Origin of the sequence: Selenomonas sp. oral taxon 478 (assembly GCF_001189555.1) — a bacterium.
GTDB lineage: Bacteria > Bacillota > Negativicutes > Selenomonadales > Selenomonadaceae > Centipeda > Centipeda felix.
Window position 1 is genome coordinate 1,102,713 of record NZ_CP012071.1, and the last position, 23,936, is coordinate 1,126,648.

General features: G+C 60.1%; 24 protein-coding genes. 17 read left to right on the forward strand and 7 right to left on the reverse strand.

The window, feature by feature from the left end; translation table 11 throughout:
* Nucleotides 1-67 precede the first annotated feature (67 nt).
* The 10 genes from ADJ74_RS05175 to ADJ74_RS05220 all read left to right on the forward strand — a co-directional run bounded on the left by ADJ74_RS05175 (nucleotide 68) and on the right by ADJ74_RS05220 (nucleotide 10,771).
* Entirely contained in the window at nucleotides 68-1,090 is a 1,023-nt protein-coding gene (locus ADJ74_RS05175) for a glycosyltransferase family 9 protein (RefSeq protein WP_050342437.1), read from the forward strand.
* 29 nt (nucleotides 1,091-1,119) lie between these two features.
* Complete coding sequence (locus tag ADJ74_RS05180) at nucleotides 1,120-3,123, forward strand: LTA synthase family protein (RefSeq protein WP_253271727.1); 2,004 nt, start codon at nucleotides 1,120-1,122, stop codon at nucleotides 3,121-3,123.
* Nucleotides 3,120-4,304, forward strand: coding sequence for a glycosyltransferase family 9 protein (locus tag ADJ74_RS05185; protein ID WP_050342439.1), 1,185 nt, complete (start codon nucleotides 3,120-3,122; stop codon nucleotides 4,302-4,304). The genes ADJ74_RS05180 and ADJ74_RS05185 overlap by 4 nt, the downstream gene beginning before the upstream one ends.
* Nucleotides 4,305-4,314: 10 nt before the next feature.
* Nucleotides 4,315-5,313 (forward strand): D-glycero-beta-D-manno-heptose-7-phosphate kinase, encoded by a 999-nt coding sequence (gene rfaE1, locus ADJ74_RS05190; protein ID WP_050342441.1) that lies wholly within the window; start codon nucleotides 4,315-4,317, stop codon nucleotides 5,311-5,313.
* Complete coding sequence (gene rfaD, locus ADJ74_RS05195) at nucleotides 5,310-6,281, forward strand: ADP-glyceromanno-heptose 6-epimerase (RefSeq protein WP_050342443.1); 972 nt, start codon at nucleotides 5,310-5,312, stop codon at nucleotides 6,279-6,281. Before rfaE1 ends, rfaD begins: the two co-directional genes overlap by 4 nt.
* Complete coding sequence (locus ADJ74_RS05200) at nucleotides 6,271-6,777, forward strand: D-glycero-beta-D-manno-heptose 1,7-bisphosphate 7-phosphatase (protein ID WP_050342444.1); 507 nt, start codon at nucleotides 6,271-6,273, stop codon at nucleotides 6,775-6,777. Before rfaD ends, ADJ74_RS05200 begins: the two co-directional genes overlap by 11 nt.
* Nucleotides 6,778-6,842: 65 nt before the next feature.
* Nucleotides 6,843-7,640: a glycosyltransferase family 2 protein gene (locus ADJ74_RS05205; protein WP_253271728.1), complete on the forward strand. Its 798-nt coding sequence runs from the start codon at nucleotides 6,843-6,845 to the stop codon at nucleotides 7,638-7,640.
* A gap of 176 nt (nucleotides 7,641-7,816) precedes the next feature.
* Complete coding sequence (locus ADJ74_RS05210; RefSeq protein ID WP_050342447.1) at nucleotides 7,817-8,605, forward strand: glycosyltransferase family 2 protein; 789 nt, start codon at nucleotides 7,817-7,819, stop codon at nucleotides 8,603-8,605.
* Entirely contained in the window at nucleotides 8,595-9,812 is a 1,218-nt protein-coding gene (locus ADJ74_RS05215; protein WP_050342449.1) for an O-antigen ligase, read from the forward strand. Before ADJ74_RS05210 ends, ADJ74_RS05215 begins: the two co-directional genes overlap by 11 nt.
* Before the next feature lie 59 nt (nucleotides 9,813-9,871).
* Nucleotides 9,872-10,771 carry a VirK/YbjX family protein gene (locus tag ADJ74_RS05220; RefSeq protein WP_050342450.1) on the forward strand — a complete coding sequence of 300 codons (900 nt, stop codon included), beginning with the start codon at nucleotides 9,872-9,874 and terminating at the stop codon, nucleotides 10,769-10,771.
* 79 nt (nucleotides 10,772-10,850) lie between these two features.
* Here ADJ74_RS05220 and ADJ74_RS05225 read toward each other — a convergent pair whose 3' ends face one another.
* The 6 genes from ADJ74_RS05225 to ADJ74_RS05250 form a co-directional block, all read right to left on the reverse strand.
* Nucleotides 10,851-11,948: a tyrosine-type recombinase/integrase gene (locus tag ADJ74_RS05225; RefSeq protein WP_157040593.1), complete on the reverse strand. Its 1,098-nt coding sequence runs from the start codon at nucleotides 11,946-11,948 to the stop codon at nucleotides 10,851-10,853.
* Between the two features lie 31 nt (nucleotides 11,949-11,979).
* Nucleotides 11,980-13,065, reverse strand: coding sequence for a 3-phosphoserine/phosphohydroxythreonine transaminase (gene serC, locus ADJ74_RS05230; protein ID WP_050342452.1), 1,086 nt, complete (start codon nucleotides 13,063-13,065; stop codon nucleotides 11,980-11,982).
* 107 nt (nucleotides 13,066-13,172) lie between these two features.
* On the reverse strand, nucleotides 13,173-14,492 hold the full coding sequence (locus ADJ74_RS05235; protein WP_050342454.1) for a hemolysin family protein: 1,320 nt from the start codon (nucleotides 14,490-14,492) through the stop codon (nucleotides 13,173-13,175).
* 176 nt (nucleotides 14,493-14,668) lie between these two features.
* Nucleotides 14,669-16,396 carry a DUF6056 family protein gene (locus ADJ74_RS05240; RefSeq protein WP_157040594.1) on the reverse strand — a complete coding sequence of 576 codons (1,728 nt, stop codon included), beginning with the start codon at nucleotides 16,394-16,396 and terminating at the stop codon, nucleotides 14,669-14,671.
* Nucleotides 16,380-17,360, reverse strand: a complete 981-nt coding sequence (locus ADJ74_RS05245) for a glycosyltransferase family 2 protein (protein ID WP_050342456.1) — start codon at nucleotides 17,358-17,360, stop codon at nucleotides 16,380-16,382. Before ADJ74_RS05245 ends, ADJ74_RS05240 begins: the two co-directional genes overlap by 17 nt.
* Nucleotides 17,361-17,369: 9 nt before the next feature.
* On the reverse strand, nucleotides 17,370-18,215 hold the full coding sequence (locus ADJ74_RS05250; RefSeq protein ID WP_050342458.1) for a ChbG/HpnK family deacetylase: 846 nt from the start codon (nucleotides 18,213-18,215) through the stop codon (nucleotides 17,370-17,372).
* Between the two features lie 73 nt (nucleotides 18,216-18,288).
* On the opposite strand from ADJ74_RS05250, the gene ADJ74_RS11700 reads away from it, so the two are divergent.
* Nucleotides 18,289-18,429 carry a secretion protein HlyD gene (locus ADJ74_RS11700; RefSeq protein ID WP_371257535.1) on the forward strand — a complete coding sequence of 47 codons (141 nt, stop codon included), beginning with the start codon at nucleotides 18,289-18,291 and terminating at the stop codon, nucleotides 18,427-18,429.
* A 178-nt stretch (nucleotides 18,430-18,607) separates the two neighbouring features.
* Here ADJ74_RS11700 and ADJ74_RS05255 read toward each other — a convergent pair whose 3' ends face one another.
* Nucleotides 18,608-19,192: a BsuPI-related putative proteinase inhibitor gene (locus ADJ74_RS05255; RefSeq protein ID WP_050342459.1), complete on the reverse strand. Its 585-nt coding sequence runs from the start codon at nucleotides 19,190-19,192 to the stop codon at nucleotides 18,608-18,610.
* A 168-nt stretch (nucleotides 19,193-19,360) separates the two neighbouring features.
* Between ADJ74_RS05255 and ADJ74_RS05260 the strand changes: the two genes are divergently transcribed.
* The 6 genes from ADJ74_RS05260 (at nucleotide 19,361) to ADJ74_RS05285 (ending at nucleotide 23,876) form a co-directional block, all read left to right on the forward strand.
* On the forward strand, nucleotides 19,361-20,149 hold the full coding sequence (locus tag ADJ74_RS05260; protein ID WP_050342461.1) for a molybdopterin-binding protein: 789 nt from the start codon (nucleotides 19,361-19,363) through the stop codon (nucleotides 20,147-20,149).
* Complete coding sequence (locus tag ADJ74_RS05265) at nucleotides 20,150-21,493, forward strand: SGNH/GDSL hydrolase family protein (protein WP_050342462.1); 1,344 nt, start codon at nucleotides 20,150-20,152, stop codon at nucleotides 21,491-21,493.
* Between the two features lie 81 nt (nucleotides 21,494-21,574).
* Complete coding sequence (locus tag ADJ74_RS05270; RefSeq protein WP_050342463.1) at nucleotides 21,575-22,255, forward strand: hypothetical protein; 681 nt, start codon at nucleotides 21,575-21,577, stop codon at nucleotides 22,253-22,255.
* 16 nt (nucleotides 22,256-22,271) lie between these two features.
* Entirely contained in the window at nucleotides 22,272-22,697 is a 426-nt protein-coding gene (locus ADJ74_RS05275) for a bacteriohemerythrin (RefSeq protein ID WP_084708962.1), read from the forward strand.
* A gap of 63 nt (nucleotides 22,698-22,760) precedes the next feature.
* The gene (locus tag ADJ74_RS05280; RefSeq protein ID WP_050342465.1) at nucleotides 22,761-23,168 is read left to right on the forward strand and encodes a bacteriohemerythrin; all 408 of its coding nucleotides are present in this window, start codon (nucleotides 22,761-22,763) and stop codon (nucleotides 23,166-23,168) included.
* A gap of 357 nt (nucleotides 23,169-23,525) precedes the next feature.
* Nucleotides 23,526-23,876 (forward strand): hypothetical protein, encoded by a 351-nt coding sequence (locus ADJ74_RS05285; RefSeq protein ID WP_050342467.1) that lies wholly within the window; start codon nucleotides 23,526-23,528, stop codon nucleotides 23,874-23,876.
* Nucleotides 23,877-23,936 lie beyond the last annotated feature (60 nt).

Below are 23,936 nucleotides of genomic sequence, written 5' to 3' on the forward strand. Positions count from 1 at the left end.
CACGGTTGGCTACAGGCGGACACACTGCGTATGCGTGAACATATAGCGAAAGAAAGGAGGGCAGTCCATGAAGAATATCTTGGTCGTCAAACTCAGTGCGATCGGCGATGTGATTCATGCGCTGCCCGTTTCCTATGCCATCAAGGAGACCTATCCCGATGCACATCTGACGTGGGTGGTCGAGCCGCCCGCCTATCCTCTGCTCGAGGGAAATCCGTACATCGATGAGCTCATCCTTTTTGAAAAGGCGAAGTTCCGCAGCATCGGCGGATTCTTCCGTGAATATCCGCCCCTGCGCCGCCGCCTGCGCGCGCGCCGCTATGATGTCTCGCTCGATCTGCAGGGACTCTTCAAGTCGGCAGCGATCGTCTATACGGCGGGGGCGAGGGAGCGCGTCGGTACGGCGAATATGCGCGAGGGCGCGGACCGTGTGAGCCGTCCCGTGCGCGGGGCTCACGCACAGGGACACATCGTCGAGCGCTGTCTCGACGTGGCACGCGCCATCGGCTGTCGCGTGGATGCGGTGCGCTTTCCCATCACCGTCTCGGATCGTGACCGCATGGCGGCGGAGACGCTGCTGCAGCGCGAGGGTGTGCCGGAGGGGCGGACGTTTATCGCCTTTGCCGTCGGGGCGAACTGGCCGAACAAGCGCTGGCCGGCGGAGCATTTCGCCGCGCTCGGCGACCGTCTCTATGAGGCGCATATCGTTCCTGTGCTTGTTGGCGGGGGGCATCTCGATACGACGATTGCCGCCGATATCATGGCGGCGGCGCGGCTCCCGCCCGTAAATCTCGTCGGGCGGACGAACCTCAAGCAGCTCGCGCATCTCTTCACGCGCGCCGCGCTCGTCCTCGGCGGCGATACGGGTCCCGTACATCTCGCGGCGGGGCTCGGGCGGCCGACCGTCATGCTGATGGGGCCGACGGATGCGAACCGCAACGGCCCGTACGGGCAGCAGGAGAATGCCATCGAGGTAGACCGCTCCTGCCGCGGATGCTGGAAACGCGCCTGCCCGAAGGGGCTCGACTGCCTCGCGGCGATCACGGTGGATGCGGTGGCGGCAAAAATACAGTCGGTCTTACAGCGGTAGGTAGACCCACGGACGCAGGGGAGGCAAGTATGAATCAACGTGGACGCATGGCACCTTTTTATGATGCCATCCAGCGGGATCTTTGCCTCTTTGTATTCATCCTGCTGACGCTCTGCGTCTATCGTGCCTACTTCATGGTTGCCATGGCAGGGTATATTGCTCCGGAGACCAGCAGCGCCGATATTGGGCTGGCACTCTTCACGGGACTGCGGCTCTCATTGAAAACGGCAGGGTGGATCGCGCTGCCCTCGTTCGTTTTCTGCTCCCTGCCGCTCTTGGTCGCACCGCGGCTCACTGTGCTGCTCGGGCGGCTGCGCCTCTTTTGGGGGACGCTGGCGGCGTTCGTATTCGCGGTTCTCTTCCAGGCGCGCTTTCCCTTTTATCGGCAATTCCACAGTGGCTTTCAAATGCAGATGGATGCGGGGATGGAGGAAGACCCTTTCACCATCGTGTCGATGCTGGTGCAGGAGTATGGGCTCCTCTGGCGGATGGGGATTGCGATTCTTTTGACGCTCGTTTCCTTCTGGATGCTGCGGCGGCTGCTCTGCACGTGGGAGGTATGCGCGCTTCCACGGCTGCGCGGGACCATGCAGCGTGCGCTTTTCTCGCTGGGGCTGCTCCTTTTCTTTGGCCTCTTTTTTCTCTTCGTCCGATTCGGCGGGAGCTTTACGTATGCGGGGGGCGTCAACTGGGAAAATGCGGGCATCACGAGCGACGCATTTTTGAATGAGTGCATCCTCGATGATGGACAGGCACTCTATCGTGTCCACGCCATGAAAAAGGCACTGCACAGCGGCGACGTACCGGGGGTGGAGAAGGATCGTGTGCGTGAGCTCGCCCGCATGGCAGCAGGACACGAGGAGCTATCGTCAGACACAGCTACGCCGTATCTGACGCGTACGGCACAGGGCGCGCGCATCCCGCGTCCGCGCCATATCTTTATCATCCTCGGCGAGACCTATGCCCAGTGGCCCATGCTCGACCAATATATCGCCTTCCACGCAGCAGATGGTATCCGAGGGCTGGTCGCGGAGCCGAATGCCTACTACTCCCGTCGCTTCATGCCGAACGGGGACTTTACCTCGGTTGCCATCACAGGGGTGGTGACGGGACTCTCCGAGATCGGACAGCACGTCAACTACGTTCCGCGCAGTCTACGCGAGGCCTACCCGACGGCGATGGCGCCGCAGTTCCAGCAGCTGGGCTATGCGGTCGATTTCTGGTATGGCGGCGTCCCCTCGTGGGAGGGGATGGATCGTTTTTCTAGGGCGCAGGGATTCGACCATTTTTATGGCTATCCCGATTTTCACGCCACCAAGGTGAATGCGTGGGGGACATCGGATGCACAGCTTTTTGCGGCACTTGGGCAGCATCTCGCCGATGAGCCGCCGACCGTGCATCTCATCATGACGGTATCGAACCACCCTCCCTATGATATTGATGTTGCCGCGGAGGGATTCGATCTCGAAAATGCGCGTGTGGAGGCAGCAAAGCTGCCGAACGTAGATGATCCGGATCAGCTGGCACTTGAACTCGGGCATTATTGGTACATGGATAAGATCGTGACGGACTTCGTCCATGCCACGATGGAAAAATACCCGGACAGCCTGTTCGTCATCACAGGAGACCATGCCGTACGCATGAATCCGTCCCGTCATCCGACGATGTACGAGTACCAATCCGTTCCGTTTGTTCTCTATGGGCAAGGGATTACCCCGGAAATCCTTCCTCCTGATGTGGTGGGCGGGCATACGAACATTGTGCCGACCGTGCTTGAACTCATTGCGCCCGCAGGATTTTCCTATGTGTCGATCGCGCCGAGTCTCACGGAAAACAATATGGGGGCGGCGTTCAACCGCGATTACTTCCTTACGAAAAATGTCATGGGAACGGTCAGCGGGGACCGCTTTGAGTCCCTCGGGGATGGCGCGGACGACGCTGCGGCGTATGAGCTTCTCGAGCGGCGGATGACGATTCAGCGGACACTCTCGTGGCAGCTGATCGAACATGGTGATACAATGGAGGGGCAATGAGCGCGTATCAAAACATTCTCGTCATCCACCTCATGCACCTCGGGGATCTCATGCTCGGCACGCCCGTGCTGTCCGCCCTGCGTCAGCAGTATCCTGCGGCGCGCATCACGCTCCTCGCGGACAAGAAGCTCGCAGATGTTGTCGCCATGAACGAGCATCTCGACGAATGCCTTTTGATTGACAAAAAGGGCGCAGACGGCGGCATTCGCGGTATCCTGCGCTGTGCGATGCGCCTGCGGAAAAACCACTACGATCTCGTCATCAACCTCCACCGCAACGAGCGCTCTTCGGCGCTCGCCGCGCTCAGCGGCGGACGGCGCATCGTCGGCTACGCAAAGCCGGGCTTCTCCCTCGCCTTTGACCATGTCAGCCCGAGTCAGAATCAGGTGATGCACGAGGTGCACTCGCACTATGCGGCACTGCGGGCGGCGGGCGTGCTCGATGCGGACGGGACGGCGGGGCTCGAGATGTGGATTCCGCCTGCCGCGGCAGAGGAGGCAGAGCGCCTCTGGAGGGAGCACTTCGCCCCGACCGACAAGGTGATCGCCATCAACATTGGTGCGAGCTGGGCGACCAAGCGATGGATTGATGCGTACTTCGCCGTCGTGGCTGACACCTATCTCCGACGCGGCTATCACATCGCCGTCATGGGCGGCCCGATGGATATGGAGATGGTGGAGGAATGCCGTGCCCGCATGGAGGAACGCGAGCATCCGCACCTCCATATCTTTACGGGGCAGGTCAGCCTCGGCGTGCTCGCGGGACTCCTCTCCCGCTGCATCCTTTTCATCACGACGGACTCGGGGCCAATGCATGTCGGCGTCGCAATGCACGTCCCCGTGATCTGTATGTTCGGCTCGTCGCCGATTCCCGGGTTCTACCCCTACGATGCACGGAGCATCTCCGTCCGCGCGCCCGTCTCGTGTCATCCGTGCCGCATCCACGAGTGCCCGCTCCGAGGAGAGGAGCACATGATGTGCATGAAGCGGATGCCGCCCGACCTCATTTTGCAGTATGCCGATCAGATCCTGCGCGAGGAGGGCGAGCGTCCCGCGTGCGAACTGCCCGCACCGACGGATTTTGAGACGCGGGTGGTGGAGATGGCAGACGGGCATTTTGCCCTTGCGCCGCGCGGAGCGGCAGGGCGGGTCGTTCGTTCGAGTTTACCGCAGAGCAGATAGGAGCATTTTCATGGATATGGAAAAAATCCGCAGCGTCGTTGCCGAAAAGAGCGCGCGCAGCAACATCCTCGTCGTCGGCGATGTCATGCTCGACAAGTACTATACGGGCGAGGTGACACGCATCTCCCCCGAGGCACCGGTGCCGATCACCCACGTGACGGGGACGCGCGAGACGCTCGGCGGGGCGGCAAACGTCGCGCACAACCTGGCGCTTCTTGGGACGAACGTCAGCATCGCGGGCTATGTCGGCAGGGATGCGCACTGCGACAGCCTGCTGGATAAATTCAAATCGCGCGGCATTGACTATGCGGGGCTCGTCCATACGGAGCGTCCGACGACGACGAAGATCCGCATCATCGGCGGGCATCAGCAGATGCTGCGGCTGGACTTTGAGGACGTAAAGCCCATCGACGGTGCGGACGCGGAGCAGTACCTCGCCTACATCGATCAGAAACTGAACGAGAGCATGGACTGCGTCATCATCTCGGACTACGGCAAGGGCGCATGCACGGAGTACGCCTGCCAGCACATCATCCATGCGGCGCACGATCACGGCGTCCCCGTCATCGTCGACCCGAAGGGGCCGCAGTGGGCGAAGTACAAGGGCGCGGACTATGTGACGCCGAACCTGAAGGAGATCAACGAGATCCTCCTGGAGCCGATCGCCAACGAGGACGGCGCGGCGGAGCGCGCGGCACACTATGCCATACGCAAGTTCGGCGTGAAGAACGTCATCCTGACGCGCTCGGCAAAGGGCATCTCGCTCATCCACGGGCAGGCGGCCGTCCACATCCCGACGCGTGCACAGGAGGTATTCGATGTCTCGGGTGCGGGCGATACGGTGATCGCCGTCTTCGGGCTCGCCCTCGCAGGCGGGCTGAAGCCCGAGGACGGCGCGGCACTCGCCAACCTCGCGGCGAGCGTCGTCGTCTCGAAACTCGGTACGTATGCCGTGAGCCGTGAGGAACTGCTCCGCGTGCTCGATCGGCAGGAAGGGGAAGATCTATGATTATCGTTACCGGCGGTGCCGGCTTTATCGGCAGCAACATCGTCCATGCGCTGAATGCGCGCGGCTATCGCGACATCCTCATCGTCGACGATCTGGAGGACGGCGAGAACTACAAGAATCTGCGCGGCCTCCATTTCATCGACTATCAGCACAAGGACGACTTTCTCCACCTCGTCGAGGAGGGTGACTTCGACGGGACGGACATCGACGCGATCTTCCATGAGGGCGCATGCTCGGATACGATGGAGTATGACGTCAACTATATGATGAAGGTCAATTACGCCTACTCCAAGGCGCTCCTGCACTTTGCGATGGGGGCGCGCATCCCGTTCTTCTATGCGTCCTCCGCCTCCACTTACGGCGGCGGGGCACATGGCTTCACCGAGGGGGATGCGTGTGAGGACGCACTCAATCCCTATGCGTTCTCCAAGCTCGCGTTCGATCGCTATGTGCGGCAGGTCATCCCTGAGGCGCGCAGCCCGATCGTCGGCCTGCGCTACTTCAACGTCTATGGTCCCCAGGAGCACCACAAGGGCAAGATGGCGTCGATCTTCTATCAGCTCTATCATCAGATTCTCGATGTGGGCGAGGCGCGTCTCTTCCGTGGGACGGAGGGCATCGCGGACGGCGAGCAGCGGCGCGACTTTGTCTATGTCGGCGACGTCGTGCGCGTCAACCTGCATTTCTTTGAAAATGGCGGGGAGAGCGGCGTTTACAACTGCGGCACAGGTACGGCACATACATATAACGAGGCGGCACATGCCGTGATCGCCGCACTCGGCAAGGGGCAGATCGTCTACCGCGATTTCCCCGAAGTGCTGCGCGGCAAGTATCAGAACTACACACAGGCGGACACACGAGCACTCCTCGCGGCGGGCTATACGGGCGGCTTTACCCCCATGGAGCAGGCGGTGAAGGAATACTGCGACTTCCTGAATGCGGGCGGCTACTTCTCCTATGCCGAATAAGGCGATCTTCTTCGACCGCGACGGGACGCTCAATGTCGATGTGCACTACCTCCACGATCCTGCAGAATTTGCGTGGACGGAGGGGGCGGTCGAGGCGATCCGCTGGGCGAACGCACACGGCTTTCTTGTCATTGTTGTCACGAACCAGAGCGGTATCGCGCGCGGCTATTACGGTGAGGATTCTGTCCGCCGCCTGCATGACTGGATGAATGCTGAGCTTGCGCGGCAGGGGGCACATATTGATGCGTTCTACTATTGCCCGCATCATCCGGCGGGGCGTGTCCCTGCCTATACGTGTACGTGTGACTGCCGCAAGCCTGCGCCCGGGATGCTCCTGCGTGCGATCACGGAGCACGAGATTGACCCTGCCGCATCGCTGATGATCGGCGATGCGGCGAGCGACGTCGCGGCAGCGGAGCAGGCAGGGGTGTGCGGCGTGCGCTATGTGGGCGGGAGCCTCGCGGACTGCGTGCGGGAGGCACTCACGGAGAAGTAGGGGATCGACAGTGAGGAGAGCCTACGCCATATACTCCTGCACAGCGTCAGTCCGGAGTATCGTATATGACAAGGAAATCCATGATGAAACTCAATCTATCCGTACTGATTCTCGCAAAGAATGAAGAGCAACAAATTGAGGCGTGCATTCGCAGCGCATCTTTTGCGGGGGAGGTTGTCGTCATCGATGACGGCAGTACCGATCGCACCGTAGAGATTGCGTCCCGTCTGGGCGCGCGCATTGTGTCGCATGCGATGAATGGCGACTGGGGTGCACAGCAGACCTTTGCCATCGAGCAGGCAGCGTGCGACTGGGTGTATTTTCTGGATGCAGACGAGCGGATTATCCCGTCACTTGCGGAGCGGATCACACAGATCGTGTCGGAGGATGATCGAACGGTTGCCTACGCAAATGCACGGCTCAGCTACCTATGGGAACAGCCAATTCGGCATGGCGGCTGGTTTCCCGACTATGTCGTACGACTCTTTCCCAAAAAGGGAAGCTCCGTTGAAGGTGTCGTGCACCCGGCGATTCGACACCCCTATCGGGAGGTCAGGCTGCCGAAGAAATACTATCTGATTCACTACACCTATCGAGACTGGGAACATTATCTCAACAAGATGAATCTGTATAGTACACTTGCAGCGAAAAAGCTCCATGAGAAAGGGAAAACGCCGTATTTCGTGAATATCTTTCTTCATGCGGCGTGGGCTTGGTTTCACATGTATATTGTGCGTGGAGGCTTCTTGGATGGACGCATTGGCTTTGTGCTTGCCCTGTTCCACGCGTTCTACACACTGTCAAAATATGCGAAGTTCTATTATCTGGGAAAATCCAATCGTCATGTAGGGGAGGTCTCATGATTGGTGAAATTAACAAAATTGCACATCGTGCCTATCGCTGGAATAATCCACACATGAGATCTGGCACGCACCCGAGAAAGATATGACATGGCACGCATACCTGAAGTTTGTGTCCGGATCGGATCGATCGTGTGCGAGGCGCTCGCACCGGCGCAGCAGGAAGAGGGGGCGGACAGGTGAAACTTGCCGTGATCGTTCTCACGCACAATGAGGAGCAGCATATCGAGGCGTGCATTCGGAGTGCGGCGTTTGCCGATGAGATTCTTGTGATCGACGATATGAGCACGGACCGTACGGCGGAACTGGCGCAGAGTCTCGGCGCACGCGTTGTCACGCACCCCCTTGCGGGAGATTTCGCGGGGCAGCGGAACTTTGCCCTGTCGCAGACGGATGCGGACTGGGTCCTCTATGTGGATGCAGATGAGCGCGTGAACGAGGGGACAGAGGCAGAGCTGCGCCGCATTATGGCGGCAGATGCACGTGCTGTGTACGAGATCAAACGCATCAACATCGTCTTTGGGCAGAGAATGTACTATGGAGGGCATCACCCCGACTACATACGGCGTTTTTTTCCACGCGACGCGGCACACTGGACTGGGCTGGTGCATGAGCGGACGGCGTCTGAACTCCCCGTGCGGCGAATGGGGGGAAGTTTCCTCCACTATACATACGAGAGCTGGGAGCAGTACCTTCGTAAATTCAATCTGTATACGACACTGATGGCAGAACGGCGCTATACGGAGGGACAGCACACATCCTTCTTGAAGATCCTCTTCGACCCACCCTTTGCTTTTTTTCGTTTCTATGTCATTCAACGGGGCTTTCTCGACGGTCGCCTTGGGTTTATCATGGCGATGTGCCATGGATTTTATACGATGATAAAATATGTGAAGCTGGCAGTACTTTGGCAGATGCACGGAGCAGAAAGCACCGCTGCTGGGGAGAGAGCGAAGAATGATGATTGACTGGTCGACACGTCTAAAAACGGTAAATATAGAACGGATTCATACATGGGCATTTTATCTGCTCTGTGGATTTGGGCTCTTTAGCAATATCTCCATTGCCATCGCCAATATTTTTCTCGGATCATTGACGGCGCTCCTTCTCGTCCGCCTGTGGATGAAACATGACGACTGGCAGGATGCGCTGCCGGATGGGCGGCTGTGCACAGCTCTTCTCATTCTGATGGACGCAGTCGTTTTTTCCTCCTTCTTCTCCTCGGATATCTCATATAGCCTGCGGACGTTCGGAGACTATTACGGGTACCGGATGATTGGATTGTATGCCATCCTGCTGATGGTACGAGAAAAACAGAGACTGACACTAATTGCCGTCTGTATCGCCGCCTCGTTCGCCATCAATGATCTGGCGGTGATTTACCAAGGCGTGTTTCAACATAATTTCAGAGCAGCAGGCTTTTCATTTTCTATGTCGGTCGGCGGCTTCCTTTCGATGTTGCTGCCTGCCCTGCTGCTCCTTCTGCTCAGCGGACGGCTCGACAGGCGGTGGCGTGTTCCTGCCATGGGCATCTTCCTCTTGGGGGGGGCCGCACTCCTGTTTAACGGCACGCGCGGGGCATGGCTTGCCGTTCCACTGACGATGATGATCGGTGCGGCTTTCCTCGTCCGACAAAAGAAAAACGTTCTGATTGGTTCACTTGCTGCACTGATTGTTGTTTCGGGCATCTTTATGCTGTCGCCGACGCTTTCCTCACGATTCGCCTCCATCGGCGATACACATAATCAGAGCAATTCCGAGCGATTCTTGCTCTGGAGAAGTGCCTATCACATGTTCGAGGATCACCCGCTCGTCGGTGTCGGTTTTGCTCAGTTTAGAAATGCGTATCAGGGGCAGTATATTCTGCCGGAGGCAAAGTCGCCGCATCTGGGGCATGCCCACAACAATGTCATGCACATGCTCGCGGAGTGCGGCATCATCGGCCTGCTGGCACTCGTGTTTTTCTGGTACGCATATCTCTCCTATGGATTCCGTACATGGATTGCAGCACATCATATCGCAGCACTGCTCATTCCCGCCATTTTGCTGGGGCTAATCTTACAGGGAATGACGGAGTACAATATGGGGAACTCTGCCGTGATGAAGCTGTACTGGACCCTGATGGGGCTGTGTCTCCAGTGGCTACGGCTGGATCACTATGGACCCGCAAACTGACATCGTGGCGCAAAGGGCAAATGTGTGGTTCAGAGAGCTGCCTGAAATGAGGGGAGATTATGTTTGTTGAGATCTATTCACTGGCACATCGTGCCTATCGCTTTCGCCATTGGCGTGAGGGACGGCGGGCGGTTGTTTTTATGGTGCGTGCCGTTTTCCACTGGTTTGCCCTGCGTGAACTCTATCGCTTCTTTCAGGAAACTGCACCGCGCCGACAGCTTTATGCACGCAATCCCTACCCCTTGGAGCAGGCAACGCGCAGTTTCTTCTACGCGGGTTCAAATCTGCATGCGCGCATCACACTGATCAAAGATCACTATGCCTTTCTCGAGGAGCGGCTGAATCCGGATGATTTTGTCGCGCTTGGTTACGAGCAGCGACGCGAGGTCTGGCGCGCGCCCGAGACCGATATGACATGGCATGCATACCTGAAGTTCGAGTCCGGGCAGCGCAAGGAAGGGCTGCTCTCCGTTATGATGGACGTGGATGAGGAGCATCTCTATCAGATCATCTTCTGGATCGATCAAAGAGATGGTCAGCCGACGCTCGTGATCGGCGCAATGCAGGGGCCGAACACGGAGAACGCGCAGGACTTCGTCCGTGAGATGACAAAGCGCGCCCATCGTTTTCGTACGAAGAATCTGATCCTCTATATGACGCAGGCAGTGGCACGTGCGCTCGGTATCAAGCGAATGCTTGCCGTCTCGAATACGGGCTACTACGCCAACAACCACATCCGCCTTGACCGCAAGCTCAAGACAGACTTTGGCGCATTCTGGGAGGAGGTTGGCGGATGGGAGACGGACGACCACCGCTTCTATGAGCTCCCGCTCGTCTATCCGCGCAAGACGATGGAGGAGGTTCCGACGCGCAAGCGCGCGGTCTATCGGCGGCGGTTTGCCATGCTGGATGAGATCGATCAAGAAGTACAGAAACGCATCGAAGCCCTTTTGCGGTGAAGGGCAGAGCCTCCCTAAAAGCAGAAACGCCCCCCTGCGAGGATAATGTTCTCGCAGGGGGGCGTTTATCTTTGGCGGATTATTCTTCCTTTGTCGCGGGCGGCGTCCCCTGCACGCTCTCCACATTCAGCCCCGGTGTGATGCCGCGTGTATAGCGGCGCTCCATGCGGTCGTGGACATGGGCGTATTTCGCCGTGACCTTGGGGCTGCGCTGGCGCAGGGTTTCCTGTACGACGCGCAGATCCTTGGTCTCCTGATAGAGGTTCGTACCGCAGCTGTGGCGGAAGAGGTGGCATGCATAGCCGGGCTGCTTGAGCCCCGCCTCGGTGAGCGCCTTGTTGATAACGTAGCGGATGCCGACGCGTGAGATGCGCCCCTTGGGATTGTTGTTCGCGCAGGAGATGATGGTCGGCGTGAGACGGCTCTCGGGCGGAACAGCACCGCGCTTCTCGATGTATGCACGCAGAATGCCGAATGTCTCCTCACAGGGGTAGATGATGCCCGCGTGGCCCTTGCCGCGGACCTCGATGCGTCCGCGCTGCCAGTCGATGTCCTCGTCGGAGAGACGCATGACCTCGACGACGCGCAGTCCCTCGACGCCCATGAGGTAGACGATGAGGAGGTTGCGCAGACGGCGCAGTTCGTTCTTGTCAGCGGCAAGCCCCTCGCAGATCTCCTTGATCTGATCGACGGTGAGGTATTTATAGTCTTCGTCGAGATGCTGCGGGTTGCGCAGCTGCAGGTCAGCGCAGGGGTTCTCTGCGATGAAGGAGAGCCGCTGGGCGACCTTGTAAAAGGCGCGGATCGCCGCGCCCTTGATCATGAGGGTGGCAGCACTGTAGCCGCGCGTCCGCATCTCCTCCATGTAGACGCGAATCTGGTAGTCGTGTACGTCGCTTAGCGGATGCAGTCCCTGCTCCATGCACCAGTGGAGAAAGAGGCGGATGGCGAGCTCATACGTGTCGCGCGTGTCCGCCGTCGGTGCGCCGCCCGCGATGTAGCGCGGGAGGTATTCGTAGAAATGCGCGATAAAGTACTCCGGTGTAATGGCGTCCTGCCGCACGCTGATGGACGGCGTATCCATGCGGCGCACACCTGCGGGCGCATTCTCCTCGCGCCGCGCGGGAACGCCCACCTCCTGTGTTCCGCCGCTGCGGTATGCGCGATTTCCTGCCAAAAATGTCACCTCTTTCCACAGACCACGAGCATCAGTGTTTCTTGCGGAACTCTGCCATAAACGCGGCGAGTGCCTCGACGCCTGCGAGAGGCATGGCGTTGTAGATGGAGGCGCGCATGCCGCCGACGCTGCGGTGCCCCTTGACACCGCCGAGGTTGTGTTCCTTTGCCTCGGCGACGAATGCCTTTTCGAGTTCCTCGGTCGGCAGGCGGAAGGTGACGTTCATGCGCGAGCGGCTGTCCTTCGCGGCGTGTCCACGGTAGAATCCGTCGGAGCTGTCGATGGCGTCGTAGAGGAGCGCCGCCTTCTTTGCGTTTGCCTCGCCCATGGCGGCGAGACCGCCGCGCTCTTTGATCCAGCGGGCGACTTTGCCGACAATGTAGATGGCAAAGACGGGCGGGGTGTTGTAGAGGGAGTCGTTCTTCTGGAAGGTGCTGTAGCGCAGCATGGTCGGCAGCTCGGCGGGGGTGTTCGCGAGGAGCTCCTTTTTCGCGATGTTCAGTACGACGCCGGCGGGGCCGAGGTTTTTCTGCACGCCCGCATAGATGAAGTCGTAGGAGGAGAAGTCCCACGGGCGCGAGAGCATGTCGGACGACATGTCGGCAAAGAGGGGGACGCCGTTTGTCTGCGGCGTGTAGTGGTACTCCGTGCCGTAGATGGTGTTGTTGAGGCAGATGTGGAGGTAGGCCGCGCCGGACGCGATGTTCAGCTCGTCCTGACGCGGGACGCGGACGTAGTTCTCCTCCTTGGTGGAGGCGGCGACGGTGCCGACGCCGAGTTTGACGGCCTCCTCGTATGCCTTCTGGGAGAAAGAGCCGGAGAGGGCGTAGCTGCCGGGGTGAGACTCGGTGGCAAAGTTCAGCGGGATGAGGGCAAAGGTCTGGCTGGCGCCGCCGGCGGTAAAGATGATGTCGTAGTCGTCGCCGAGCCCCATCAGTTCTTTGATGTCCGCCTTGGCCTGCTGGTGTACTTCGTCGTAGGCGGGGGCACGGTGGCTAATCTCGAGGATGGACATGCCTGTGCCGTGGAAGTTGAGCATCTCGCTCTGGACTTCTTTCAGGACGTCCTCGGGCAGGACGGCGGGGCCGGGGTTAAAGTTATAGATGCGTTCGTTCATTTTGTGTCTCCCTCTATATCCTATCATTTCCATTGGGCGCCCCCTCCGTCACGCTGGCGCGTGCACCTCCCCGTTGCGACGGGGGAGGCGAAGGAAGCAGTATTCGATCAGTCGCCGGTTTCCACAGCGTTTGCCCGCGTCATGCGGATCTGGGCGACGCGCGCGCGATCCATCTGCAGCACCTCGAAGGTGTAATCCTCCCATGTGCAGGTTTCGCCGACGGTAGGGATGCGGCCGATCTGGGCGGTGACGAAGCCGCCGAGGGTGTGAAAGTGGTCGTGATCCTCGTCGGGGAGTTCGTCGATGCCGAATTCCTCCTTGAACTCGTCGATGGGGAACAGTCCGTCAAAGATCCATGTCTGCGCCTTCTCCGCCCCGGTGCGCGTGCCCGTGGGCGCATCCTCATCCGCGCTGCCGATGATCTCGCCCATGATGTCGTCCATGGTGATGAAGCCGACGACGCCGCCGTACTCGTCGAGGACGACGGCCTCGTGGATGGCACCGCTGCGGAATTTTTCGAGGACGCGCAGCCCCTCCATGGTGCGCGGGACGAAGAGCGGCTTGCGGATGTAGTCCGTGATGTCGATCTCCGTCCCGTCGAGTGCCGCGTCGAGCAGCTCCTTGGCGTAGACCACGCCGCGGAAGTCGTCGAGGTTCTCATAGGCGACGGGGAATACGTCGTGCGCCTCTGCGCGGACGATGCGCAGCTGTTCGGCGCGGGGCTCCGCGAGGTCGACCCAGGCGATCTGGGTGCGCGGCGTCATGAGCGCCGAGGCGGTCTGATCGCTCATGTGGAAGATGCGGTCGACCATGTCCTGCTCGGTCTTTTCAAATGTACCGTCCTCCGTGCCCTGCTCCATGAGATCCTTGACCGCGTCCTCCGTGGCGGAGACGCGGTTCTCCGGGTTGATGCCGAAGATGAGCAGGATGCCGCGCGAGATGGAGATGAGGGCGGCGCTCGGCAGCGCGGTGAGCTGCGTGAGGAGGGCGATGGTGCGGTGTTTGCGCAGAAGCATCGCCTCGGGGTTCTGGAGGGCGATCTGTTTCGGCAGAAAGTCGCCGAAGAGCAGGGTGAGCGTCGTCATGACGAGGATGCTGAGGACGAGCGCGGCGGCGTAGACCTCCATGCCCGGGAGGAGCCGCGTGAGCACCCTGCTGAAAATCGGCAGAGCAAAGAGCCCGATGCCGAGCCCCGTAAAGAGACTCATGCAGGTGACGCCCGCCTGCGCCATGGCGATGGGGCGGTCGGCGTGCTCTAGGAGGGCAAGCGCCTCGGCCGCACCCGCTTCGCCGCTTTCGGCGAGACGCTCAAGACGCCCGCGATGGGAGGCCGTGAGCGCAGTCTCAATTTGGGCAAAGTAGGCGTTCGCCATGAGGGCGACGACGAGCAGGAAAAGACAGAGCGCGTCGGATAAAGGACTGTCCAAGAGTTGATGCAGCTCCTTTCAAATGTTGATCGTAATTTTGATGGGGTTCTTGACGGCACTGGCGATGCGGATACCGCGCTGCGCAGGAGAGTTCTTATACAGCGGAGTATTTGCGTTGACGCATTGTGCTGTCATACGATACGTGCCCCTCATTCTACCACAAGATGAATAAAATGTCATTGGGGCCTATGCGGGGGGACCTCTATCTCCGTCAGCCCGAAGTATTCCATCGCACCGTCCTTCGTGACGCCGTTGTCCCAGTCCTCGTAGTAGACGTGGCGCAGGGCGCGGCGCGTGTTCTCGATGCGCGGGAAGTGAACGACGGTCTCGCCGCGTGCTCGGGCGGCCTCGATCTGTGCGATCCGTGCCGCGTCCGCCATCCCCATCTCGTGTGTGAGGAGGAGCGCCCCTGCGCCCGTATAGGCGAGGAGGAGAAATGCCGCCGTGCGCAGCAGGCGGCCTGCCCGGGGGGAGAATTCGCTGCGCACCGATGGATCATTCAGCAGGGCGAGCAGTGCCGCGACGCACATGGCGGCGGAGCTGAACGTGGCACGTCCCGGGAAGGTCGGCGCGGCGATCATGACGAGATTGTTGCAGAGGCCGAGCCCGATGAGGCATGCGGCGTAACGCGCGGCGGGACAGGCGCGCAGAACCTCGCGCCAAGAGACCTGCTGCGCAGCGGCGCGGATGGAGGCCGCCGTCAGTCCCAACAGCTCTTTCATGCGATGGTAGCAGAGCAGAATCGCGAGCCAGTAGATCGCCATCTCCTCGAAGCCGTTCATAACGTTCGTGAAGAGGAAGATGGTCTTTGGCTTGGTCTGCCCGAGCGGCGTGAGTACCCCCGCGATGACTGTGTCGCGGATGGCGGCCGCGACCCATCCGCCCGTAAAATAGGAGACGGTGAGCAGCAGAAGCAGGCTCCAGAGCACTGCAGAGGCCGCGGTGATGCCGCCTTTGTCAAACGCCGCGACATGTTTTTTTCTGGCGTAGAGGATGAGCGATCCATCTCGCTCTACCGGCAGCCCAGACAGACGGCACTGACAGAGACGATATGCCGTGTATATGAGCAGCAGGACAGGCAGGAGGTAGAGCAGCATCTCACCCTGCCCCGCGATCTGATTGCCGAGGTGGATGAGGATGCCCTTGTCCGCGCCCTGTGCGTCGTATCGGACGTAGTTGCCGGGCGCGGCGATGAGCCCGATGAGCCCTGTGAGTGCGCCGACGGCACCCGTGAGCATCCACGGCGCGAACGCGCCATGCCGCCGCGCATAGAGCGTGCAGCCAAGCGCGAGGAGGGTCACGGTCACGGCGAGGTTCTCGATCGACCAGCCCGCGAGTATGCCGAGGAGGAACATCGGCAGGATCGCCCACGCATGACGCGCCCGCTGTCTATCCCCCAGCGTTTTCAGCGCAAGATTGTACGGCAGGAGAAAGAGAAAGGCGGGCACCGCCGACCAGAGATAGACCGTCGAGCCGCTTTTCCACACGGCGACCTCGCCGAAATGCGGCAGGGAGAGCCAGAGGAGGAGTGCCGCCAATGCAAGCAGCCCCGGCGTGCGGGTGAGTGCGGCAGAGCGGCGTGCGTGCATCATGACGAGCACGGAGAGCGCGAGGAACATGAGTGCGTTCGCCGCGTCAAAGAGCGGCTTGCCGAGCCAGAGGAAGAGGTCGAGACAGAACACCGTGACCATGCGCCCGCCGTGCAGGAGATAGTGCTGCATGGCGGAGGAGAGGACATCGGAGAGCGATGCGATGGGCACGCCCGTCTTCCAGACCATCAGATAGTCGTAGTCGTCGCGGTGAAGGGGCATCCAGTGATTGAGCGCGAGCATAAAGGCAAAAATGGCGGCGGCTGTGAGTGCCGTCGCGCCGTATCGGTGCCCTCCGTCATTCGCCGGTATCAATGTATCTCCTCCTTGCCAGCTTTGCATTGTCAAATTTCTCCCCGTCCAGCTCGTCGATCAGATAGCATGGCCGCTGCTTGCTCTCCGTAAAGACGCGCCCGAGATACTCGCCGATGATCCCGAGCGAGAGCAGCTGCACGCCGCCGAGAAAGAGCAGGACGGTCATGAGTGTCGGATAGCCGGCCACAGGATCGCCGTAGACGAGCGCATCGACGAGCACGACGACCATGTAGCAGAGCGCGAGCGCGGAGACGATGAGCCCGAGCACCGTCGTCAGGCGCAGCGGCGCGGTCGTAAAGGACGTGATCCCCTCGACGGCGAGTGAGAGCAGCGCGAGATAGCTCCACGTCGTCTTGCCCGCCGCACGCGGCTGCACCTGAAAGGGAATCTCCTTTTTCTTGAACCCCACCCACGTAAAAAGCCCCTTCGTAAACCGCTGATTCTCGCGCAGCAGGCGCAGCGCCGCGACGCAGCGATGATCGAGCAGGCGAAAGTCGCCCACATCACGCTGCAGGGTAAAGCGGCTGACCGCCTGCATGGAGCGGTAGAAGAAATTGGCCATCGTGCGCTTGAGGAAGGTCTCGTCCTTCCGATCCGTGCGCTTGCCGCAGACATCGTCGTAGCCCGCGCGCCACGCCGCAACCATCGCCGGGATGAGGGCGGGCGGATGCTGCAGATCCGCGTCCATGATGAGCACGGCGTCGCCGTCCGCAAAGTCGAGCCCTGCCATCATCGCGGGCTCCTTGCCGAAATTGCGCGTAAAGCTGAGATAGCGGACATTGTCGTGCGCGTCGGCGAGCGTGCGAATCGCGTCGAGCGTCCCGTCGCGGCTGCCGTCGTCGATGAAGAGATAGGAAAAGACGCAGTCCTCGACAGCAGCAGTTGCTGCCGTCACCGCCTCGTAGAAACGGGGGATGACCTCCGCCTCGTTGTAGCAGGGCACGATGATGGTGATCTTGTCCATGTGCCCTCCTTACTGTGCCAGTGCCTGAAAGTTGACGATATCCGCCCCCTTCGCCGCGAGCGCCGCGCGTACCTCGGGGGCGCAGGCGGCGACGAGTTCCGCCGCGAAGTCATGCTGCCAGCGGCAGTCACGGATGAGCGTATTGCTGTCCGTACCGGGATGGAGCATGACCTCCGTCGTGCCGTCCGCGAGCTGTGCGGCGATCTGTGTGAGGGCGGCGGTATCGACCGCCTCACCCGCGACGATGCCCGCGAAGTGATCGGGGACGGCGATGCCGCGCCGCCGCGCCTTTGCCGCCGCACGATGCGCGAGGGCAGCGAGCCCCGCGCGCCCGATGAACTGTCCCACGCCGCCGAACTGTCCCGCAAAGAGCGGCGCGTAGGGCGCACGCATGGCGGGGATATGCGCCGCCACGCAGAGGTCGAGCGCGACGCCAATGACGCCGGGCAGGACGTGCATGTGCTGATGGCTGTCGGCGTGCGTCGGGCGGATGCCCGCCGCCGTGACGCGGCGCAGCTGTGCGGCGAGCTCGGCGCGCACCTCATCCATGCTGACCATGCCGCGCAGCACGCGCACGGTCAGCGCTGTGTGATCGGGGAGGAATCTGCCCTCCGCCGTGACGAGGGTCGGGATCTCTGCGGGCGGCAGGACGGGTACAGCGTCGACGAGCGTGAGGTGGATGCCGACCCCGAGCGCGGGTGTCCGCACGGCGAGCTCTGCCGCATCCGCGAATGCCGCGCCGCCTGCCATGATCGTTGCAGAGCGCAGCATGCCCTCCTGCACGGCTGTTTCGACGGCACGATTGATGAGCACGTGCCGCCCGAAGTCGTCCGCATTGATGATAATCTGTTTCAAGTCTGCTATCCTTGTGCTTAAGGAATCGCTGATAAAATGAAGTCCGTCAGATTGGCGTAGATTTTTTCGTCCGATTGAGGAGGCAAACCGGACGCATAGCCAAAGCTATGTGGAGGATTTGCAGGCATTGAGCGGGCAAAAAAGATGCGCTAAGATGGCGGTGCTGAATTTATCAGTGCTTCCTTTGTTCCCTATTTTGCTGATCGTTCTATAAAACCCTAGTGCAACGGTGCTTCACGGCAATCCCTAGCGGAGCAGGCGGGAATAGTGTGCGACCCGCCCCCTGCGGATTTTATTCATTCAAGCGCAGCGCGTTTGGAATCCGCAGGTATTTAGGCGGACGAGCACACGACCGCCTGCAAGCGAGGGAGCTGCCGTGAAGCGCGGAAACATCACCAGCGATCCCAGCCGCCCGTACCGATCACGATGTCACCGTGGATGCGCGGGGATGTGCCGGCACTGCGCGGGTCGGGCACGGCGGCGCAGACGAGGACGTTCGTGTCCTTTAGCCCCGCCGCGGCGAGGACGGCGCGGTCCCGCAGCTCCTTATACGTCTTGCGGTCGATCTCGGCGGTCAGCTCCTCGGACGCGCCCGGCGCGAGCGTATACGTCTGCTGTGCCTGCGTGAACGCCATGCCGTCCGACCAGCGCCAGATCTCGCGCCCTTTTGCATCGAGCAGGGCAAAGTCATAGTTCTGTCCCGTCGAATGTTCGACGGCATAAGGCTCCGTACCTTCGTTGCGCACGGTCAGCTTCAGCAGGAGCCGACCGCTCTTTTCGTTCACGGTCAGCTCCTCGGAGAGATCGCCGATGCGCACCCCGGCGTAGGTGTTCGATGCCGCACGCACAGCGGGCGCGTGCGAGGTCGGTATGCTGATGCCGATGCCGCCGCCGATGCCCGCCTCCGCCGCGGGGGCGAGGGCAGGGGCGAGGAGGGCAGCAGTGAGAAAGGCTGCGAACAGTTTCGTGGGGGTCATGGGGATTCCTTCCGTCAATCCAATTATTTTCATCGTATTCGCGCAGAAACGCGATTCCTTAGTAATTTCGACAAAAAAGGGCGAATTACCTTTTCTGGGCAGGATTTTTGTAGTAGAATGAAGAGAAACACTGATTATCAGTGGGAAAACCGTCAAAGGAGAAAGTACATGGTCGTAGAAATCATCAGTGTGGGCACGGAGCTGCTCATGGGAAATATCGTGAACACGAACGCACAGCACATCGCGCAGAAACTCGCGCACATGGGGCTGGATGCCTACTATCAGACGGTGGTCGGGGACAATCCCGAGCGCCTGCGCGCCGCACTCGATGTGGCGTATACGCGCGGGGACTGCGTCATCACCACGGGCGGTCTTGGCCCGACGAAGGACGATCTGACAAAGGAGATGCTGATCTCCTACTTTGGCTGCACGCCCGTTGAGGACGAGGAGGCGCTGCGCCGTTTGGAGGAGCGCGCGGCAAAGCGCGGCGTCCCCCTCTCGGAGAGCATGCGCAAGCAGGCGACGGTTCCCTCGGGTGCAGTGGTACTGCAGAACGACCACGGCACGGCACCCGGCGTCATCATCGAGAAGGACGGGCACGTCTGCATCATGCTCCCCGGCCCGCCGAAAGAGATGAAGCCGATGTTTGAAACGGCGTGTGATGTTTACCTGCGCAAGCAGAGCGACAAAGTATTCGTTTCCATGAATATCAAGCTCTACTCCATGGCGGAGCAAGGCTTTCCTGTCGGTGAGGCACAGGTCGCCGATCGGCTCGGCGCACTCGTCGATGGGGAGAACCCGACCGTGGCGACATACGCGAAGGAGGATGGCTGTCTCGTCCGCGTGACGGCGGCGGCAAAGACGACGGAGGAGGCACGTGCGCTCCTCGTGCCGACGCTTGCAGCGGCGAAGGCAGCGATCGGAGAAGAACATATCAGATATGTGGAAGAGGACTAAATGCAGTTTGGAATCTTACGGCGCGGCGTGGAGGCACTGCTCGCCGCATTCGTTTTGGTGAGCGCAGTGCAGACCTCTGCTGAGGTGCGGCAGGTGGAGCGCGGTACGGCACAGGTGGTGCGCAGCGCGTCCGCCGCATCCAACGCGTCCGCTGCGGCGCCGCTGCCGTCCTCCGTTCTCCTGCGCTGGCAGCCTTACCCTGGGGCGGTGCGTTATGAGGTGCGTATTCTCGTGCGTACGGCAGAGGGGCGTATGGTGGAACAGCAAAAGCTCAGCCGCATCTATACGACGGGGGTTCATGTGCCGTTTACGGGCATCCTGCCGCAGGATGATCTCTGCTGGACGGTGCGCCCGCTGGGCTACGACGGAACGCCGCTGGCAGAGGCATCTGCTCCGCGTCCCGTCCGCGGAGAGCGCGCAGACCCGCCTGCGCCTGTGCTCACAGCAGAATATGACAAAATGGCGTATGCGCCGCTCTATCCCGTTTATTCGTGGATCCCGCTCAGTGGGCAGGAGCATCACGTGGTCGAAGTTTACCGCCGCGCAAATGGGCATGATGTTTTCCTGCGCAGCATTCAGGCGGGGGAATACGATGCCTATGACGATGCCCCGCTGACGGAGCCGGGGCACTATGTCTATCGTGTCCGCGGCGTTACGATCAATGGGACACCCATTTCCGACTGGTCAACGGGCGGCGTGCTCGATGTCGTTCCGCACACGCCGATTGCGGCGCTGGGGGACAGCATCACCCACGGGGGCGGTGCGATCAGCCTGCCCCCCTCTTACACGCTCTATGACTGGGAGACATACTGTACGGTTCCCGTCAAGAACCTCGGGCACAGCGGTGATACAACAGGGGATATGCTCGCACGTTTTGACCGGGATGTCCTGCCGTTTGCCCCGCGCGTCCTCATCATCATGGGTGGGGTGAACGACTATCGCACGGGCATCTATGGTGCGCAGACGGTACGCAACCTTGCTGCACTGGGGGAGAAATGCCGTGTGCACGGCATCACGCCGATCTTCTTGACGGTGACGCCCATTCGTCCCGCGTGGATGACGAAGCGCATGACGATCATGACGCCGCCCTCAGACTGGATGGATCACCGCGACTATATCAACAACTGGATACGTCAGCAGGAGTTCAGCGTCGATGTCTCCTCCGTGCTCGCGGATGCGGGCGGAGAACTCGAGGCGTCGTACACGACGGACGGGCTGCACCCCGACGACGCGGGGAAGAAGTACATTGGGCAGACGGTGGATGCCTACCTGCGCAGAAATTTCGCTGATGCGGTGGGCGCGGCGGAACGCCGCCTTCGGATTTACAAAGAGACGGGAGAGTAGGGATAGGGCGCACACACTGCGCCGCTTGCTTCCCTATGGCGTATGAGATACAATATAAAAATGATGAAAGGAGCCTCTGTCATGCGACACCTGCGCCGCAGCAGTGCCGCTGTACTGGTCGTGCTGCTCATGTTCTGTGCATATATGGGCTTCAGATACTGGAAGGAACATACGCCCGAGGCAGCACTTGCACATATCGCCCATACTGTTGTGGCGGAGGACAGCGTGACCTTCGATCAATACGTCGATACGGATGCCGTCCTTGCGGGGCTCTCTGAGGATGCGGCAGCACTGCTCGCGGAGAACATCGACGCTCTGCATGCACGCCATCCGAGTGACTGGTTCTTTCGCCATGATGCCGCCTTTATGGAGCAGTATATGGCGGAGCGGCGCGCGGCGGACATCGCCTTTGCACGCGCTATGCTGGACTACTACTTTGACTCCTCGCGTGTACCGATCTCGCGCACAGACGGCACGGCGCGGTGGGCGTCCGACGAGATGCGTGCCTTTGCCGCTGCCTACAGCGTGACTGTGGGAGCGGTGCGCACGGACGGTGATCGTGCAGAGGCAGATGCCGTTCTGCGCGGCAATGACAGCACATACGGACGTCTCATGCCGACAGTTGCTCTTATGTTGGAGCTGGCGCGCACGGCGGACGGACATTGGAAACTCGTGCGTGTGCGGACAGCGGCGGATGAGGACGGCTTCTTCGCGCTTGTCGATGCGGCGGAGCGATACTGGGCACTTCAGGGCTGGGACTGATACGATAAGGAAGGGGATGCAGACGATGAAAAAGTACGAACTGACGAAAGAATACTTGACCGGAATCGATATGATCGACAAAGAGCACGGAAAGCTCTTTGATCTCGCGAACGAGTGCTATGAGCTCGTGATGGATGATGCAGGCACTGACCATTACGACCGCATTGTGGAGCTCATCGACGAGCTGCGCGACTATGCGGCGACGCATTTCGCCCATGAGGAGGAGTACATGGAGCGCGTGCAGTACGAGCGGCGCTTCAGCGAGCGGTATCAGCATCTGCGCTTCATCCAGAAACTGAGCGAGGTCGATCTGGACAGCGTGGATGAGAACCAGCAGGAGTATCTGCTCGGCATCCTCGACTTCCTCGCGCGCTGGCTCTATGGACACATCAAGCTGATGGACTGCCGTATCCCAAAGGAAGAGGACGCCGCCGCAAAGTAATTAGCATATTTCTCATACCAAAGGAGTAGCCGCTCAAAGCAGACGAAAGAGGGAAAATGCGCCATGAAGTATGAGTTTACGGATGACTATCTAACGGGCATCGCTTCGGTGGACGAGCAGCATGCGAAGCTGTTCGACCTGACGAACGAGTGCTACGATCTCGTGATGGAGGATGCGTCGGAGGATAAGTACGATAAGATCGTCGCGATCCTCGATGAGCTTGCCGCCTATGCCGGCACGCATTTTGCGAGCGAGGAGGCATACGCAGAGCGCGTCGGCGACCCGCACCGTTTCAGCCATCGCGCGCTGCACCTGCGCTTTATGAAAAAGGTCGGAGAGATTGACCTCGCCAAGGTGGACGAGAATCAGCAGGAGTATCTCCTGAACATCCTCGATTTCCTTGCGCGCTGGCTCTTTGACCACATCAAGGGGCGTGACTGCCATCTGCCGCACGCAGATGGAGGTCAGTGAGCACAAAACAGAAAGAAAAACAGACAAAAAGACCGCGCAGTGAGCAGCTGTGCGGCCTTTTTGCTGTGTATTTGTAGGAGAGTATGGGAGAAGCCGTACGGTGAAGAACGGCTCCCGAGGAAGGGCTGACAGAAAATCTCTCAGACATTCCTCAAAACTGTGAGGTAAGTATAGCATATAAGAGAATGAATTTCAATAGCGCAAAAGAAAATTTTTTCATAAAACTTTCATTGAAATGTGTCATAAACAGTGACAAATTGGGAAAAAAGTCTGTAGGCAAGAAACGGGAAAGATTTTATAATGTATGTAGGACAAAGGAACTGTCCAAACAACTCATAAGGAAATGAGGTGACCGTGATGTCTGTATTATCACTTGCATCCGTACTTGACGATCCTGCACGGCAGATCCCCGTTCCGCTGATTATGCGGACGGCGACACCAACGCTTGCACAGGATGGGATTAACGTCGGCGATATCCGTTCGCAGCACTTTGCGCAGCGCGAGCAGATCCGCCGGTTGGCACGTATGGGGGAAGATGCGTACGCAGTAGACATCGAGTCCTTGGCGCGCTCGCTTCACTCGCTGGAGGAGGATATCCGCAAGGAGGCGTCGCGTGAGGTATTCGGTGAGGCGTATGTGGTCGAGCTGAGTGCAGGAGCACAGCAGGCGAACACGGCGGCGGGCACGTACCGCGCAGCACGCAACTAAGCTGAAAAGCAAAAACAGCGGCAGGAACGATTTGTTCCCGCCGCTGTTTTTGTGTTGTGC